At 28.1% G+C, this 17,317-nt stretch carries 16 protein-coding genes; all 16 read right to left on the bottom strand.

From position 1 onward, the window contains the following. Position 1: 1 nt before the first annotated feature. Positions 2-139, bottom strand: coding sequence for a polysaccharide biosynthesis C-terminal domain-containing protein (locus HMPREF0077_RS11110; RefSeq protein ID WP_487042720.1), 138 nt, complete (start codon positions 137-139; stop codon positions 2-4). Between the two features lie 204 nt (positions 140-343). Continuing rightward, entirely contained in the window at positions 344-745 is a 402-nt protein-coding gene (gene tagD, locus HMPREF0077_RS06780) for a glycerol-3-phosphate cytidylyltransferase (protein WP_004837261.1), read from the bottom strand. A 119-nt stretch (positions 746-864) separates the two neighbouring features. Continuing rightward, positions 865-2,061 (bottom strand): polysaccharide biosynthesis C-terminal domain-containing protein, encoded by a 1,197-nt coding sequence (locus tag HMPREF0077_RS06775; RefSeq protein WP_004837260.1) that lies wholly within the window; start codon positions 2,059-2,061, stop codon positions 865-867. 22 nt (positions 2,062-2,083) lie between these two features. Beyond that, on the bottom strand, positions 2,084-3,286 hold the full coding sequence (locus tag HMPREF0077_RS06770) for a UDP-N-acetyl glucosamine 2-epimerase (RefSeq protein WP_004837259.1): 1,203 nt from the start codon (positions 3,284-3,286) through the stop codon (positions 2,084-2,086). A gap of 7 nt (positions 3,287-3,293) precedes the next feature. Further along, complete coding sequence (locus tag HMPREF0077_RS06765; protein ID WP_040349533.1) at positions 3,294-4,331, bottom strand: polysaccharide biosynthesis protein; 1,038 nt, start codon at positions 4,329-4,331, stop codon at positions 3,294-3,296. Between the two features lie 25 nt (positions 4,332-4,356). Next, on the bottom strand, positions 4,357-5,529 hold the full coding sequence (locus tag HMPREF0077_RS06760) for a CDP-glycerol glycerophosphotransferase family protein (RefSeq protein WP_004837257.1): 1,173 nt from the start codon (positions 5,527-5,529) through the stop codon (positions 4,357-4,359). 33 nt (positions 5,530-5,562) lie between these two features. Beyond that, positions 5,563-6,969: a lipopolysaccharide biosynthesis protein gene (locus HMPREF0077_RS06755; protein WP_004837256.1), complete on the bottom strand. Its 1,407-nt coding sequence runs from the start codon at positions 6,967-6,969 to the stop codon at positions 5,563-5,565. After that, positions 6,962-8,173: a hypothetical protein gene (locus tag HMPREF0077_RS06750; RefSeq protein ID WP_004837255.1), complete on the bottom strand. Its 1,212-nt coding sequence runs from the start codon at positions 8,171-8,173 to the stop codon at positions 6,962-6,964. Before HMPREF0077_RS06750 ends, HMPREF0077_RS06755 begins: the two co-directional genes overlap by 8 nt. Positions 8,174-8,186: 13 nt before the next feature. After that, positions 8,187-8,825 (bottom strand): PIG-L deacetylase family protein, encoded by a 639-nt coding sequence (locus HMPREF0077_RS06745; RefSeq protein WP_211204686.1) that lies wholly within the window; start codon positions 8,823-8,825, stop codon positions 8,187-8,189. Continuing rightward, a complete protein-coding gene (locus HMPREF0077_RS06740) occupies positions 8,818-9,963 on the bottom strand; it encodes a glycosyltransferase (protein WP_004837253.1) in 1,146 nt (381 codons plus the stop codon). Before HMPREF0077_RS06740 ends, HMPREF0077_RS06745 begins: the two co-directional genes overlap by 8 nt. Beyond that, a complete protein-coding gene (locus tag HMPREF0077_RS06735) occupies positions 9,960-11,096 on the bottom strand; it encodes a glycosyltransferase (RefSeq protein ID WP_052588105.1) in 1,137 nt (378 codons plus the stop codon). Before HMPREF0077_RS06735 ends, HMPREF0077_RS06740 begins: the two co-directional genes overlap by 4 nt. Positions 11,097-11,108: 12 nt before the next feature. Then, positions 11,109-12,338 carry a glycosyltransferase family 4 protein gene (locus HMPREF0077_RS06730; RefSeq protein WP_004837251.1) on the bottom strand — a complete coding sequence of 410 codons (1,230 nt, stop codon included), beginning with the start codon at positions 12,336-12,338 and terminating at the stop codon, positions 11,109-11,111. Between the two features lie 735 nt (positions 12,339-13,073). After that, positions 13,074-14,045, bottom strand: coding sequence for an ATP-grasp domain-containing protein (locus tag HMPREF0077_RS06725; protein ID WP_004837250.1), 972 nt, complete (start codon positions 14,043-14,045; stop codon positions 13,074-13,076). 198 nt (positions 14,046-14,243) lie between these two features. Continuing rightward, positions 14,244-15,422: a type III PLP-dependent enzyme domain-containing protein gene (locus HMPREF0077_RS06720; RefSeq protein ID WP_004837249.1), complete on the bottom strand. Its 1,179-nt coding sequence runs from the start codon at positions 15,420-15,422 to the stop codon at positions 14,244-14,246. After that, on the bottom strand, positions 15,406-16,035 hold the full coding sequence (locus tag HMPREF0077_RS06715; protein ID WP_004837248.1) for a sugar transferase: 630 nt from the start codon (positions 16,033-16,035) through the stop codon (positions 15,406-15,408). Before HMPREF0077_RS06715 ends, HMPREF0077_RS06720 begins: the two co-directional genes overlap by 17 nt. 9 nt (positions 16,036-16,044) lie before the next feature. Beyond that, entirely contained in the window at positions 16,045-17,316 is a 1,272-nt protein-coding gene (locus HMPREF0077_RS06710; RefSeq protein WP_004837247.1) for a DegT/DnrJ/EryC1/StrS family aminotransferase, read from the bottom strand. Between the last annotated feature and the right edge of the window lies 1 nt (position 17,317).

Raw genomic sequence — 17,317 nt, 5'->3', positions numbered from 1 at the left:
TTTAAACTTCTTCAAAATATGTATCAGGCTTATCTTTATCAAATATTTCATTACAAGTCATTACTGTGGCTAAATCTTCAGTTTCAGATAAATTAATAATATTATGAGTCCAGCCTGGAATCATATAGATAACTTCGATTTCTTCTTTTTAAGTTGTTGTTAATTTATTTGTACATTAAATGATTAACGATTTCTTTTATTTTAATTAAAAATCGTGTTGACAAAAGCATCATAAACTTTCGCCAACACGTTTTGAAATCCAACCATTATTTTGAGACCCTAGAATCTTCTTTAGTATCATAAATTTGCAAATTATAGTTATTATTTTCTACAACGATATATATTAATTATTTCTATTGTTTAAGTCTCTCTTTATTTGTGTAGTACTAATTTCAGGGGTCCTTGGGAGATATACAACCTCAACCCCTTCATCTTCAAGAAAATCAAATTTCCCTTTCCAATCATCACCAATTACAAATGTATCTATATCATAGAGGTGAACATCTGTTTTTTTTTGATCCCAATTTTTCTCAGGAATTACTAAATCGACACATCTTAGGGCTTCTACCAATCTTTTACGTTGTTCATAAGTAAAATATGTTTTCTTATGTTTTTCGTAATTATTAAATTCGTCAGTAGAAATAGCTACAATTAAATAATCACCTAAAGCTTTTGCTCTTTCTAATAAATTAATATGTCCATAATGTATCAAGTCAAATGTACCATAAGTTATTATTCGTTTCATAATACCTCCCTTCAAGTAATATTATAATGTAAAGAAATAATAAGGCAATTCTAATAAGTTTTATATTGGAATTTTAAATGCTGCGCTAATTTAAGTAACTTAATCTATCAACTTTTATATTATACTTCTTCAAAATATGTATCAGGCTTATCTTTATCAAATATTTCATTACAAGTCATTACTGTGACTAAATCTTCAGTTTCAGATAAATTAATAATATTATGAGTCCAGCCTGGAATCATATAGATAGCTTCGATTTTATCTCCACTTACTTCAAATTCAACAAACTCACCTGTATTTATACATCTCTCTTGTATAAGCCCATGCCCATGAACAACAATGAATTGTTCCCATTTAGAATTGTGCCAATGTTGACCCTTAGTAATACCTGGTTTGCTAATATTAATTGATACTTGACCGCAGTCTTCAGTATGAACTAGCTCTGTAAAGCTTCCTCTATTATCAGTATTCATCTTAAGATTATATTTGAATTTATCTTTAGGGAGATATGTCAAGTATAAACTAAATAGCTTCTTTGCAAATGAACTTTCTGGCATTTTGGGCATCATTAGACTAATAGGCTGATTTTTAAACTTTTTAAGTAAGTCAACTATTTCACCCAATGTTACTTTATGAGTTGTTGGAATAAAACAGTATCTCCCATCATCATCTACAATAGCATCCACTCCACTGTACTCACAATGTTTTTCTTTCCCTTCGAGTAAATCAAACATTCCTTCAATTAAATCATCTATATACAAAACTTCAAGCTCTGTGTGTCTATCGTTAATTGTGAAATTTTCGTCGTTGGCAACTGCCCAACAAAATGTACTAATAGCGCTATTATATTTTGGTCTGGAATGACCCATAAGATTAGGGAATCTATACACAAATACAGGAACTCCTGTTTCTTTTTGATATTCAAAGAATAATTCTTCACCAGATTTTTTGCTCCTACCATACTCACTGTCGGCAAATCGGCCAGAGAGCGTAGCTTGGATAGATGATGATAACATTATTCCTGCTCTGTTATTATATTTTTTCAAGGTATTTAATAGTACGCTTGCAAATCCAAAGTTTCCCTTCATAAAATCTTCTTGATTCTCGGGTCTGTTCACTCCAGCTAGATTAAATACAAAATCAGCTTTTTTACAATATTCGAATAAATCTTCCTCTCTGCTATCAATGTCATACTCATAAATTTCATCTATATTTATATTAGGTCTAGTTCTATTTTTCCCATCCCTTATATTTTTTAAGTTATTTACAAGCGAAGTCCCAACCATTCCCTTTGAGCCTGTAACAAGAATATTCATTAGAAAACCTCCCCCAAACTAACTAATTTTTTCTCCAAACCATCTTGTTAACTACATTTACATATCCTTGAATAATTCTTACAACTTTCATTGAGACTATTTTGTCCGTATAGTCTGGACTTGGTTTACCAAATATGCTTCTTTGCTTCATATCTATAGCCATTTCTGTAGCATTTATAAGTTCTCTGCTACTTATACCTGCAAGTATAAAATCTCCTGCTTCTAATGCTTCAGGTCTTTCTGTAGATGTTCGGATACACACAGCCGCTATAGGTTCATTTATTGATAAGTAATAACTAGACTCTTCAGGTAAGGTACCGCTGTCACTAACTATGGCTAAAGCATTCATTTGAAGATTGTTATAATCATTAAATCCAAGAGGTTCATTTACCCTTACTCTTTTATCTAATTTAAATCCGCATGACTCCAACCTATTTTTAGATCTAGGGTGGCATGAATATAATATTGGCATATCATATTTTTCAGCTAAACTATTTATTGCATTAAACAAACTAAGAAAATTTTTCTCTGTATCTATATTCTCTTCCCTGTGAGCTGAAAGTAAAATATAATTGTTTTTTTCTAATCCAAGTCTAGATAAAATATCGCTTTTTCTTATCTTTTCTAAATTCATGGACAAAACTTCTGCCATCGGTGAACCAGTAACAAATGTTCTTTCTTTAGGCATACCCATCTCAATAAGATAGTCTCTTGCTCTTTCAGAGTAAGGTAGATTGACGTCTGATATTACATCAACAATTCTTCTATTAGTTTCCTCAGGTAGGCATTCATCTTTACACCTATTCCCTGCTTCCATATGAAACAGTGGAATATGAAGTCTTTTAGCAGATATAGCTGACAAACATGAATTTGTATCTCCTAGTACCAAATATCCTTCAGGATTTAATTCATTTAATAATTCATAACTTCTTGAAAGAATATTACCACAGGTCTGTCCAAGATTTTCTCCTACAACAGGAACAAGAATATCAGGTCCAAAATCACCATTTGAATTCTCAAGCTCAAAATCTTCCCAAAAAACAGTACTTAGGTTTTTATCCCAGTTCTGATTATAGTATATAACACAAGTATCAAAGTATTCTATACATTTTTTAATTACTGCAGCAAGTCTTATTATTTCTGGTCTTGTTCCAAGCCCTATACAAAGCTTTAATCTTCCATCATTTTTCCATTTAAATTTATAATCCATACCTTTTACTTTCATTAAATAATTACTTATCTTCGTTTAATCTATCTTGAATGTAATCAAGTGCTGCAATTTTATCTTTAGTTTCTTCTACAGTTAACATCCTTGTATTATTGGAATTAAACTCAGATAATGTATTCCTAGATTCATCGCCATCTACAAAAAACTGATCATAATTTAGACTCCTATTATCAGCTGGAACCCTATAAAAATCACCCATGTCTATGGCTTTCTCACACTCTTCATTAGTAAGTAGGGTTTCATACATTTTTTCACCATGACGAATGCCTATAATTTTTATAGCTTCTTTGTTTCCTGCAAATAGTTCACAAACTGCTTCAGCCTGTGTTTGGATAGTGCATGCTGGTGATTTTTTAATTAAAAGGTCACCATTTTCGCCATGCTCAAAGGCAAATAATACTAAATCAACCGCTTCTTCTAAACTCATTATAAATCTTGTCATAGATGGTTCTGTGATAGTAATAGGATTTCCTGCTTTTATCTGATCTATCCATAATGGAATAACGGATCCTCTAGAACACATTACATTTCCATATCTTGTACAACAAATTTTTGTCTTCCCAGAATTACGAGATTTTGCAATGGCAACTTTCTCCTCAATTGCCTTAGACATACCCATAGCATTTATTGGATATGATGCTTTATCTGTGGATAAGCAAATAACCGCCTCTACTCCCTCATCTATCGCAGCAGTAAGAACATTATCTGTACCTATTACATTTGTCTTTACTGCTTCCATTGGGAAAAATTCGCAAGATGGAACTTGTTTTAGAGCTGCTGCATGAAAAATATAATCTACGCCATGCATAGCAGTTCTGCAAGAGTTTAAATCTCTTACATCACCAATGTAAAATTTTATCTTGTCAGCAACTTCAGCCATGCTTGCTTGAAATTTATGCCTCATGTCGTCTTGTTTTTTCTCATCACGTGAGAATATTCTAATTTCTTTTATATCTGTTTCCAAAAAACGATTCAGAACAACATTACCAAAAGAACCAGTACCTCCTGTTATCATTAAAACTTTATTCTTAAATAAAGACATATATACCTCCAATATAGATTTTAATTTATATTTCATTCAATATATAATCTACTATTTTTTCACAACTATTCCCATCATTAAATTCATTATAGAATTTATTAGCAGCATATCTTTTATCTTTCCAGGTGTCATTCTCTAATAATTCTAATACTTTTAAAATCATTTGATCCCAAGAATAAGTAAAAGGACCAACTTGTAAATCAAAATATTCTTGTGTCACTCCACCATCATTTTCAATATAATTTTCCAAATCGTATGGAAACAAAACTATTGGATTATCCAGAAGTAAATAGTCTATAGCTACACTTGAATAATCACTAACTAGTATATCACATTTATATAAATATCCATATAAATCCTGTTGCTCCTGTGAAAGGCCATCTAATACAATTATATTTTTAAAGTTAGGAATTTTTGATTTTATTAAATTTGCTTCATTTGGATGCGGTTTATAAACAAAGCATATATTAGAACCACTAAGTTTTTTTTCAACTATATTCAATCCCTCTAAAATGAAGTCAAAATTGAAATCATCTCCCCAATTTCTATGTGTAGGGAGATACAATATCGTTTTATTAAAATCATTTTTCGTTTTAATTTTATCAATTAAAGAATCACCAGGCATCATGATTGCATCGCATCTTGGTGAGCCAGTGTTAATAAAATTATCTATAGGAATATCAAATACTTTATTATGAAACCTGGTATAAAAATCGGAAGTACTAGTCCAACGAAATTTACGTCTATCCCCATTTTCTAATCTTATAAATATATCTTTTAAAGCGTTACTGTTTCTTTTAAACCAAGCTAAGTTTTTTATAGGGCTTCCATGCCATAATTGTATAACTTTGGCTCTTGCAACTGGATAATAACCTATATCCTTAAATCCTTCTGTTTGAAATAAGTATCCGGCTTCAGCAATCATTTTATTGGCTTCTTTTGATGGATAAAATTTAACCGGATAACCCTTATTATTTAAATAATCATACACATCTTGATTTTTAGTCAACCAAAAAGCATTAATTTCCTGGTGGTTCTCTAGAACATATTCAAAAAGGTACTTAGAGTTGTCATTATAGGTTGTTCCTTTCCACGCACCAAATAACCATAGTTTGTGATCTTTAATATGAAAATAAGTATAAAGATAATAAGTTATAGATCTAAGTAACAGAAGTGCATGTCTAATAATTTTTTTCATATTATCTCCTTGTATAAAGCAGTATCAAATCATTTAATTTCTCTTTAAATTTTGTATTTTATTTAATAATAGTTTAAAACCACTTAAAATCGATTTATAATTTTGTATGCTGAATAATAAAACTATACAAAAAATACTTGTTATATTTAACCATATATTTCTTATCGAAAAAGAAAAAATAGTTAAAACTATAAGAGGAATAAATAAAATATCTTCTCTTTTGTACAACTTTAAATTATACCATTGTTTGCAATTGTTAAGTCGCACACATAGAATAACGAAATAAGAAATCAACGTAGATAAAGATGCAGCGTAAAGATCTATTATTTTAATTCCAACAAAGTTTAATAATATATTTAATAAAGCTCCAACTATAGTTGTTTTCATAATCATTTTACTCTTATATTTAGCGCTAAGTATAGCTCCTAATAACGACGAACAAGACGATAAAAAAATAGAAATTAATAGTATAAATATATGCCAATAACTATCCTGATAATTCGGTCCTATTAGTTTATTGAAAAATAAACTTGTACAGATTATAATTCCTAAAATAGTATATGACATAATTGTTACACTTTTATGAAAGGTATTCTCTACAAAAAAACTATCGCTTTCATTTCTTAAAACTGATTCAGTCCATGCTAGATTATATACCGTAAATAATGTAGCATAAATCCCGGGTATTTTATTTGATATAGCGTATATACCATTTGCTGAGGCTCCTAAAAATAATAAAATTATTAATCTATCAGATGCGCTAACGACCCACCATGATACAGTATTTGGTATCAAAGGTAAAGTGTATTCAGTAATGTCTTTATATGTTATTTTATCAAAATTTTTAACAGCTATATACTTCCATAGTTTTTCTCCAATTATCATAAGAGATATACCTATGGTATTACCAATGGATGCTGAAATTAGAATAGATACTGCCCCCTTTTTTAGACAAACTATAAAAATAACATTCAAGATAAGAGAACTAAGAGTTATTATAAAATTTGAAAAAGAATATAATACATTATTTCCAAAACCTCTTATTATATTGGACACTATTACTAATAGCGATGTAGTGGAATAATACATTAAAAAAGCAGTAAAATGTGGTATTTTATAAAAAACACTTACTATTAGTATTAATATTGTAGAAATTGATATACCAACTAATGAGGATATTATTCCTGTGGAAATAACTTGCTTCTTTTCAAGTATAGTTTCTTTTTCTATTAAAAATCTAAATACACCTGAACCCATTTCCATAGTGACAAATGGAACCAAGAGTCCACTAAAAGTAATTAAAACATCGATTAGACCATAGTCATCAGTTGATAAGACAGCTGTATACAATGGTAATAGCAAAAATGTTAATATTTTAGTACTTAAATTACCAAAACTTAAAATTATAGTATTCTTAATAAGCTGTTTGCTTTTATTCATTAGCCATACCTCCATATCGTGAATATGCTAATAAAAATAAATAAATAGCCATCCATTTGTACTCACCAATTGCTATATTCATTGTAAATCCAACAAAAAATGGAATCATCCATATAAATTTTTTGTAGTTTTTATTTAGTTTCACTCTAAACATTATATACATAAAAATTAGGTAAGAGATACCTCCATACATACCTATCCAATATATATGCCCAATTTCGGAAGCGAATCCCTCGTTACCTGATCCTAATATTAACATAAATGGCTCAAGATATTTAAAAGAGTTTACTAAATCGTCAAAACGTCCCCCTGAACTTGATGAATAATAACTAGCTCTTTCTAGAGTAATTCTAATATAATTATTATATATATATTTATATAAACTTGTATATCTATAAATAAGAATTAGCAAAGCCAATAGAAATAACATAAATAATATTTTATTGATATTAATTCTTGATTTTATTAAATATAAAAATTTAAATATAATTTGTAAAGATAATACTAACAATAACATTATAATACCACCATTGCTAGCAGTACATAATTCAGTAAAACAAATTAATATCAATAATACATTTTTTTTTAAATAATTAATATCTTTAAAAATTAGGAAACCTGCTATACCCGATAACATATAAGATATATTATTAGGATCAGTCCATAAATAGTTAAATCTATATTGAACTTGATTAGACAAATATCTTCTAGTGTGATTATCTGCTGGATTTAACTTGATTTTTATGTTAGCATATATGTTTGGAAATATTTTATATAATAGTGCAAAGAAAGCAATATAAAAAATAAATAATATCAGAATTCTCTCTATATCAACATTATTAGTTTTAAAATAATTCTTATAAAAAAAATATACACTAAAACATAAAACATACTGAAAGTATCTCTTTATAGCAGTAATAAATGATGTTTCAAATTTAGCTCTTCCACTATACAGAGGATTAATTAATGTTCCAAATAACATTAGAATAGCCATAAAAATAAACAAAGCTTCCTCTTTATATACTTTCAAATTCTGCACTCTTATTATCATCCACAAAATAACTAAAATTACAGAGATACTAATTGATATGCTTGATAAATAAGGTAAGAAAAAAATGTCAATAGTTATTCCCCAAAAGAAAAAGTTTTCTAATTTATTTACTTCTCCTTTATTATCTATATCAACTACATTATTACTAATCATATGTTAGTCTCCATTAAATATCCATAAGCATTTTTATAATATTAAATCCTTCAGCATATTCTACCTTATTAGCATAACCCCAAACATGGCATCTTTCAATAGATGATTCGAATAATCTATTAAATCTATTGTGTTCTGATCCATAACAATTTAGAGCCTCTTTTTTCTTATCAATAAAATTTGAGATATCTATAAAGAACGTTGGATAATAGACATTTTCTAAAACATATCCATTAGATTGAAACTGAATAATATTTTTACAATGTCTGCCAGCTGTTAAGCATATTCTAGATGCAGCAACATGATCTGTGTTCATGTCAGCGTTAAAATGCATAAATATAGTATCAATATTATATTCATATATTATTTTTTCAACTCTCTGCATTATTTCTTGAGAGTATTCAAGCTTAGAGCACTCAGCTGGTTCGAAATCGATAATTTCTTTGATTCCTAATATTCTACAAGCTTTAGCGCTTTGCTTTTTACTTGATTCATATTCTACATTTATATTCATATCATCAAATTTTGTAACATTATCAGTTAAAGTTATTTTATATACATTTTTTCCTTCAGATGCAAGCTTTGCAGCTGTACCACCGACACCCAACTCAACATCATCAAAATGTGCTCCAACCATTAAAATATTATTCATTAGCATCCCCTAATTCTCCTTTTATTAATTTATAGAGTTTTAATTTAAATTGTTCGTCTAAACCTTTTAAGATATCTACATTAGAGTTTTCATTCATGTCCACTCTCTTAATTGCTTCTGATATTTTATAAGCATCTATTCCTTCGGAAACAGTAAGATATTCATGTAAGTCACTATTCTCAACTTGCTCCAACTTATTCACTACAACACTTAACCCATTCGACATGTACGATAAAATTTTTGAAGGAAATTCATATTTATTAAATTCATCATTAGGATCTTGTATACATATTCCTATATCAAACTTCTGCAAATAGCTAATATAATCTTCTCCTTTAAATAATCCATCATACTGTATTTTACATCTGCTACTATTTTTAACTTCTAAAATTAATGATTTAACTCTTCTTATATCGCTTTCCGAACCAAAACCTATTATCCTCATGTCATAATCTTTATTTAAAAATTCACATGATTTAATTACATAGTCGACTCCTTTTTGTTTTTCTAAAGAACCAGCATAAACTATTCGTATAGATTTATTATTTAATTTCTTGAATTTAGTTGTATTTGCCCTATATACACCATTAACTACAACTGATGGCTTATGATATTTGTTAACTACATTGTTAAGCTCAGAGTTAGAAAATATGTAGGCATCTGGATATTTAAATACTTTGTGTTCTTTATTTTTAAACGATGATTTGTTGTCATTGATGTGTTTATATAACTCTTCAACTTCAAGAATATATCTAAACCTTTTTATTAATTTAATATTTTTAATTAAATTTCTGTATCCTAAAGAATGATAAACAATGACAGTATCATCATTATTAACATTTTTAACTAAATACCAGGATAACTGTAAATATCCAAATAATACGTTTATAATATGGAGAAATATATTTAATTTTGGTAGTGATGCAAACATAATAATCTTTTTATTGTCAGATTCTATATATTGTGTTGTTTGTAAAAATTTCCTTATTAATGATTTAGAATTTGATAGTATGGTAACTTTTTCGCCAATATCATTAATCGTATCACAAATATAATCTATTTTATCTTCAGCCGCAAAATTAGGAGTACGCCTGTTTATTTCTTCTATTGGATTATAATATGCAACATAATAAATCATTGATATTCCTTAATTATACTTTTAAAACAATTTAAATATTCTATTTTAAGTTCTTTATATCTATTATTGTTTTCTATGTATCTAACTATTCTTTCTTTTATTAATCTAATCTCATCATCGTTCATGTCAACTATTTTCTGAATAACCTTAGTATACATTTTTTTCTGAGTTAAGGGTATCACATACCCAACACCTTTATTTTTCAAATAATTCCAAGGCGTCTTATCGCTTATTAATACTATTGTACCCACTGATAAAGCTTCGGCTATTACATGACCAAAATTTTCACTAAATGTTGGAAAAATAAAAGCATCATACTTACTAAATACATCATGAACCATAGAATGTGGTATGATTCCACAATAATTTACTTGAATATTAGATTTTAACTTTCTTATTTCATCTTGACACGATTTCCAATATTTTTTACTTTCAATAGGACCATATATATCAAATAAAACTTCCCCATTTATATTATTAAAATATCTTATAGCAGATAATAAATTTTTTTTTGGATGAATCCTAGAAATAAAAACAAATTTACCTTTACCTGATACCTTCTCACTATAAAAATAATGATTTTGAGGAGCTGATGGAATATTATGCAAAAGATGAATATTATTATCGCTTACTTTCAATTGTTTTTTAATTGAACTAGATTCTTCAATACTAGTTGATTGAAAATATATATCTTTAATTAATTTAAAAATTTTCAAAAAATATATATATGGAATTTTTTTATATTTTTTCCTAAAAGCTCCACTATTCAACTCCCCACGTGGAGCTAATAAAATCTTTATATTATTAACTTTGCCTATTCTTAATCCATAATATGTTGACCTACTAAATAAACTCTGAAGATATATCAAATCTGGTTTTAAATCAATTGCTATTTTATTTAAGTTAGAATAGCCATATTCTTTATCTTCTAAATACAATACCTTACAGTTTCCTCTGTCATTCCAACCTCTATTAATAGAATCATATCTTTTTGTTTCTCCCAAATCATGATCTGTACATACAATATATACTTCTTCATCGTTCATTAGATTACAAAAGTTATTTATACTTACTGGAGGTCCTCCATATTTTTTGCCAGGAAAAAATCCTGACATAAAAATTAATATTCTCAATTTTATCACCTATCATATTTTATTAATTATATTCATTATTGATTTTTTTATATCAAAATTATTTTTTAAATATTCGAACGAATTTTCTTTCTTCTCTGAAATATTGTGGATATTAAAATCCGTCATTATTTCACTTATAATCTCGCGAAATTCATTTATAGAATTTTTCTTACACCGCCATCCCATGTTATTTTTTATAATATCTAAACCAATATCTGAATTATTATCTGTTATTGCTAAAATAGGAATCTTAGATTGCATATAAGACAATATTCTACTAGGATAATTAGGAATAGTAAATCTGTGATCCAATGATATAATCCCCACATCAGAAGAAGCTACTAATTTGTCAAAGTCATCCTTTGATAATTTTGCCATTATTCTCAGATTATAAAGATTAAGTTCATCTTTCATTTTTACAATATACTCAAATTCTGTTCCATTACCCACCATAAGAAACATAATATCATCTATACTTTTTATACTTTCTATACAATTTAACAGAAAAGTCAAACCTTGTGGTTTACCTAAATTTCCTCCATAAATAAATATTCTTTTATCATGAGGTAAATTATACTTCTCTCTTACAAAATATATTTCTTCTTCATCAATGCTTAAATTTACTGGTTCTATACTATTAGGAAATATCTCAACTTTTTTTTCATCTAAACTTGGGTTACATTTTAATAAATAATCCACATTTGCCTTAGACATACAACCTATATAATCAGATATTTCATAAAGCTTTTTTTCTTTTTTTCTAAAATATTTATATATTAGACTTTTTTTGCTAAAAAAACCTAAATCGACAGCATTTTGAGGAAATATGTCTTTAAGCATCAAATATGTTAGGGCTCCATCTCTTCTTTTTAAGTATTTTATTACCTTATAAAAAGTGATTGGTGGAGTTGGATAAATCACAATATCAAATTTAACATCAGAAAGCCAAACTTTGATAGCTCTTAAAAATTGATTTTCTATATTTATAGTTGCAATTCCCTTTTCAATTTTATTTGTTTTTGTAATATTTCCTATTTTTACATCTAAATAATGTATATCATTAATAAATTTTAACTTTTCTATTTCACCTATATAATCCCTTCTCTCTATAGGGGAAATTATATATACATTATAATTGCTTTTGGTAAATTCTCGTAACAAACTGGTGTATATTCCATTTTCAGTTATGTTGTGCTCATTATATCGACCCAGTGATAAAAATAGTAAATTTAAATTAGACATAGAAATTTATACTCCTACTATATAATTCATATATAAGTCAGAAAATAACTTGAACAATCACTTTCTAAACTCGATTTTTTTGTTAAATATGTGTACTGATTTGTCATAAATACCTTTTTCCCTGTAACGTACCTTTATGGATTGTTGAATAAAAGAATTTTTTTAACTTAAATAATCCTTCTCAACTCCTCCTCAAAGTTGAAGAATTTTTTATTGCTTTCGATTACAATTTTGTTGCTTCAAATTTTGTTAATACTGATCAAGTATTGCGTATTATTTATTTACTCCTAGGTTATAAAATTTTTTATAATTATTGATGAAAGTTTTCATTATAAATACAGGTACCTAATCCAGTTATATTTGTAATATACGGCTTTTTGCAAATTTATGCTGCTATCTACAATATATTAGGTTTAATTGTATAAATCAAAATAAGAATATGATCATGTTTTTAATAATTTTTAAATATAGAAAACTCAAAAGCAAATCATTAATATGGTTTTCCCATTTCTTTTGAAACATAATATTATTACTTTGCATCCTATATCTTCAGATTTATTTTTCTCTTTAGTATCTGGGCAATAATTATCACTTTATTCTTTTGCTATTTATTGGATTACTATCAATAAAAACATTTGGAAATAACCATTCCTTTATCAACTCTTCCCTAATTAGTAGCAGTCCTTTGAATCATCATCCATCATTAAAATCTTCGTTTTATTACCTATTTAAAATCTATAAGGATATTTTCTTAATTACTACGCTATCATACATCATCATAACTATATCTTCTTCATATACTAAATCACTTTTATTATTTTCGATTTTCTTTACATTATTTTCAATCATTTTTATAAAATCTACTCCTGCTCCATAAGCATGCAGATATGCACCACCAAATCTCGGATTTATTTCTGATAAATAATATTCACCATCTTTATACCATAAATCAACATCAATTGGTCCATTGAATGTAAAATTACTGAGTGCATTCTCAAGAAATGCATATAAATTTTCGTCTTTGAAAGATATAGTCTTGCTTGCTCCGCCTATTTTTGTTTCTAGTTTTTTCTTAGAAAATATTGATACTAATTTTTTAGAGATTATATCAAAGTAAGCATCACAATCTATATCTTCAAAATCACCCATAAACTCTTGAACTATTAGACTTTGATCCTCTTTAAGAGCTTCTTCTAAATCTTTAAAATTGGTGATTTTTCTCGCTCCTACTGAACCACTTCCCTGTCTTGGCTTTACAAAGACTGGAAATTTTATTTCTTTATTTTTGAAACCTATTTTGAAGTTGTCTATGCTATCATAAGTTAGAACTGTATTTATCCCCAACTTTTTAAGCTCTAAATAAGTTCTATATTTATCAAAAAATATATTGGCAGTGTTTAAATCTGGTGCTAATACAAGCACTCCTATATCATTAAACCTATCTCTATTTTCTGATAGCAACTTAATTTCTGGATCTATCAAGGTGGTAATTACATCTATTTTTTCAGCTTGACAGATTTTTAAAATTTTGTCAATATAACCTTCTTCTGCAATTGGAGGAACTATATAATATTTGTCAGCAAAATATATAGCGGGAGCAGTTTTTGACATGTCTGTAGCAACTATTTTTGATTTATTACCTAATGATTGCTTAAAATTCTTTAATAACTCACATCTTCTTCCAACACTACAAAATAAAATATTCATTTTTTAAACCCCTTAGTATTCATTACTTTAGATTGTCAGTAAATAATATATTGAAATTATTCTTATAATTATCCATGAACTTTAATTAGCTTATAACTCACTAATTAATTTTTTTCCGTTATTAATTACATTATATAATTTTATTAAAACAATCATTGCTTTTTATCTTATTAAAATCTTTGAGTTTTGTCACATCTACTACAACGAATGTATATTATAAAAATCGTCTACCGATATTTTTCCACGAACCTTTTCTATATTTTCTGATTTTTTGATGTAAACATCTGGATAGTAACTTATAAACATTCCACCAAATGTCACTGAATAAGCTCCTACTCTATGGTATATTATTTTATCACCACATTCTAATTTTTTATCATTATATATTGTCATTAATCTATCATGATCCATACATGTGTAACCACAGATGATTTGTTTAGTTATATTAGAATCACTCTTGTTTTCTAATGTATACACATAACTTTTTTTTGCCCATAATGGATCAATATGTATTCTACTTCCGTCTGTAGTTACAATTCTTGATCGACATGTTTCTTTTACATCAATTACTTTTGTAACTAAATCAACACATGAACCTATTATAGCTGAACCAGGCTCTATGATTAACTTAGTAACATTTATATCAACAACCTTTGATAATACATTTTTAATTACTGAAATGTACTCTCTCGCAGTTGTTTTTCCAGGGATTCCACCAAAAAAGCCCCCTCCTATATCTATGTATGATACTTTCAAATCATATTTTTTTATTATTTTTTTAGCATAATTTGCTAATGCAATATATACTTCTTTGCTTCTGGTTATGCTATTACAGTGAATATGTAATCCTACAGAATCACTTGCACCTCTGACAATGCTAATAGCACGATTTAATTCTCCTGTCTCTTCAGAAAACCCAAACCTAAATCCATCATTTTTATAAGCTATATCTTTCTCTTCAAATATATCCGGATTAGGATTTATTCTTATTCCAATATTATTTCTACTTTGTTCATTTAATCCAAATAAGAAATTCAATTCCTCTTTTGAATCTATATTTACAGTAGCCCCCATTGTTAAGGAATCTAAAAAAATATCTTTATTTTTGATTGGACCATTAAAAATAATTTCATTATCTTTATAACCACATCTTTTAGCTAATAAATACTCTTCTTTAGAAACTACTTCTGCAAAAATACCTTTATCTCTTATATATTCAAGTAACCAAGGTAAAGAATTAGTTTTGACAGAAAATGATAATTGTGAATTAGGCCATTCATTTATCAAAGCAGTCTTATAATCTTCTATATTTTTATCTAATTTATCTTGATATATTATAAAATATGGAGTTGTTAATCCATCAAGATTTACTACCATAAAAATCCTCCATCGTTACACAGGATTCAGAGTTTATTCCATCTCTTCTTAAAACTATTTTAAACGTATCAACAATTATTTTTAAATCAACTATAAATGATATAATATCAATATATCTTATATCCTTTTCAAACCTATCTTCCCAACTTAAAGTATTTCGACCATTTACTTGAGCTAGTCCAGTCAACCCGGGTCTTACGTCATGTCTATGTTTTTGTTTTTCATTATATAAATCCAAATAATCAACTAGCAGTGGTCTTGGTCCGACTATAGACATATCACCCTTTAGTATGTTAAATAATTCTGGTAATTCGTCAAGTGAAGTTGACCTAAGTTTTCTTCCAAAACTTGTGAGTCTTTGCTCGTCAGGAAGTAGATTTCCATAGCTGTCTTTTTGATTTGTCATAGATCTGAATTTATATAGTTTAAATATTTTTTCATCTTTTCCTGGTCTTTCCTGGGTAAATATTGCAGGAGAACCTAATTTAAATCTTACTAATAAATAAAGTGTTAATAAAAGCGGTGATAAAATAATTATAGCAAATAGTGAAAGAACTATATCTAATAATCTTTTTATATATCTTTGATAAAAAGTTTTCTTTTTACTATTCAACTGTTCCTCCTACTCAAAACAAGCCCTAATAACTTCAATTATCCTATCTTGCTCTTCTTTAGTCATCTTGTTATCACTTGGAAGACAAAGTCCTCTTTTGAATATATCTGAACATATATCTTCTGGTAAGTTATCCCTATCATCAACAATTCCACCTGCTATATAAGCATTGGTCATAGCATTAGCAAGACCGTATCTATTTATAAAGTCATGATTTCTAAATATAGGCTGTTTGTGCATTGGCTTCCATATAGGTCTTCCTTCTGAGTTTATGCTTGCTATGGCATCTAGGATTTCATGAGGTGATGATTTGCCCTTTTCTGGCTTGTATAGGTAGTCCAAGTCTCCTCTTACTTCCTTGCTCATGGCATCTTTGTCTATTATCATACATGATAGCCAGTAGTTGGGCTCTGAATTTTCTTTGTCAAATGGATTCATAGATACAGGTAGATTTTTTAGTCCTTCTTTGTACCTATAATATATAGCTTTCTTTTGTGCTATATGTTCTTCCAAATGAGGAAGTTGCCCTCTTACTACTCCTGCTATAACATTGCTCATTCTGTAGTTGTAGCCTACTTCTTCATGTTGATACCATGGAGCATTTTCTCTAGATTGGGTAGACCATTTTCTTGCTTTTTCCGCTGCTTTTTTAGAATTTGTAAGAAGCATTCCTCCAGATGAACCTGTTATTATTTTGTTTCCATTGAAGGAAATAGCATTATAGGCTCCAAAGGTTCCTGTTTGTCTTCCTTTATATGTAGCTCCAAAAGACTCTGCTGCATCTTCTATCAATGTGGCTTTATTTTTCTTACAAATTTCAACTATTTCATCTATCTTTGCAGGAGTACCATAAAGGTGAACTAGCATAACATATTTTGTGTCAGGGTAAATCTCGAAAGCCTTCTCCAATGCTTTTGGATCCATATTCCATGTATCATATTCAGAGTCAATAAATACAGGGATTGCTCCTTCATAGCATATTGGATTTGCACTTGCTGAGAAGGTCATTGATGAGCAAAATACTCTCTCTCCTCTTTTAACTCCTGCAAGTTTTACTGCAAGGTGAAGAGTTGATGTTCCACTTGCAAGACCTACTGCATATTTACATCCTGTTTTATTAGCAACTTCTTCTTCCACCTTATTTATATTTTCTCCAACCGTACTCATCCAATTTGTTTCATAGGCTTCTGTCATATATTTTAGTTCTTCGCCGTGCATAGTTGGTGAAGATAGCCAAACTTTTTTATCTAATTTTTTTATATTTTTACTTTTATCAAACATT

This window comes from Anaerococcus tetradius ATCC 35098 (assembly GCF_000159095.1).
In the GTDB taxonomy this organism is placed as follows: domain Bacteria; phylum Bacillota; class Clostridia; order Tissierellales; family Peptoniphilaceae; genus Anaerococcus; species Anaerococcus tetradius.
This window is presented reverse-complemented; position numbering and strand designations above follow the sequence as displayed.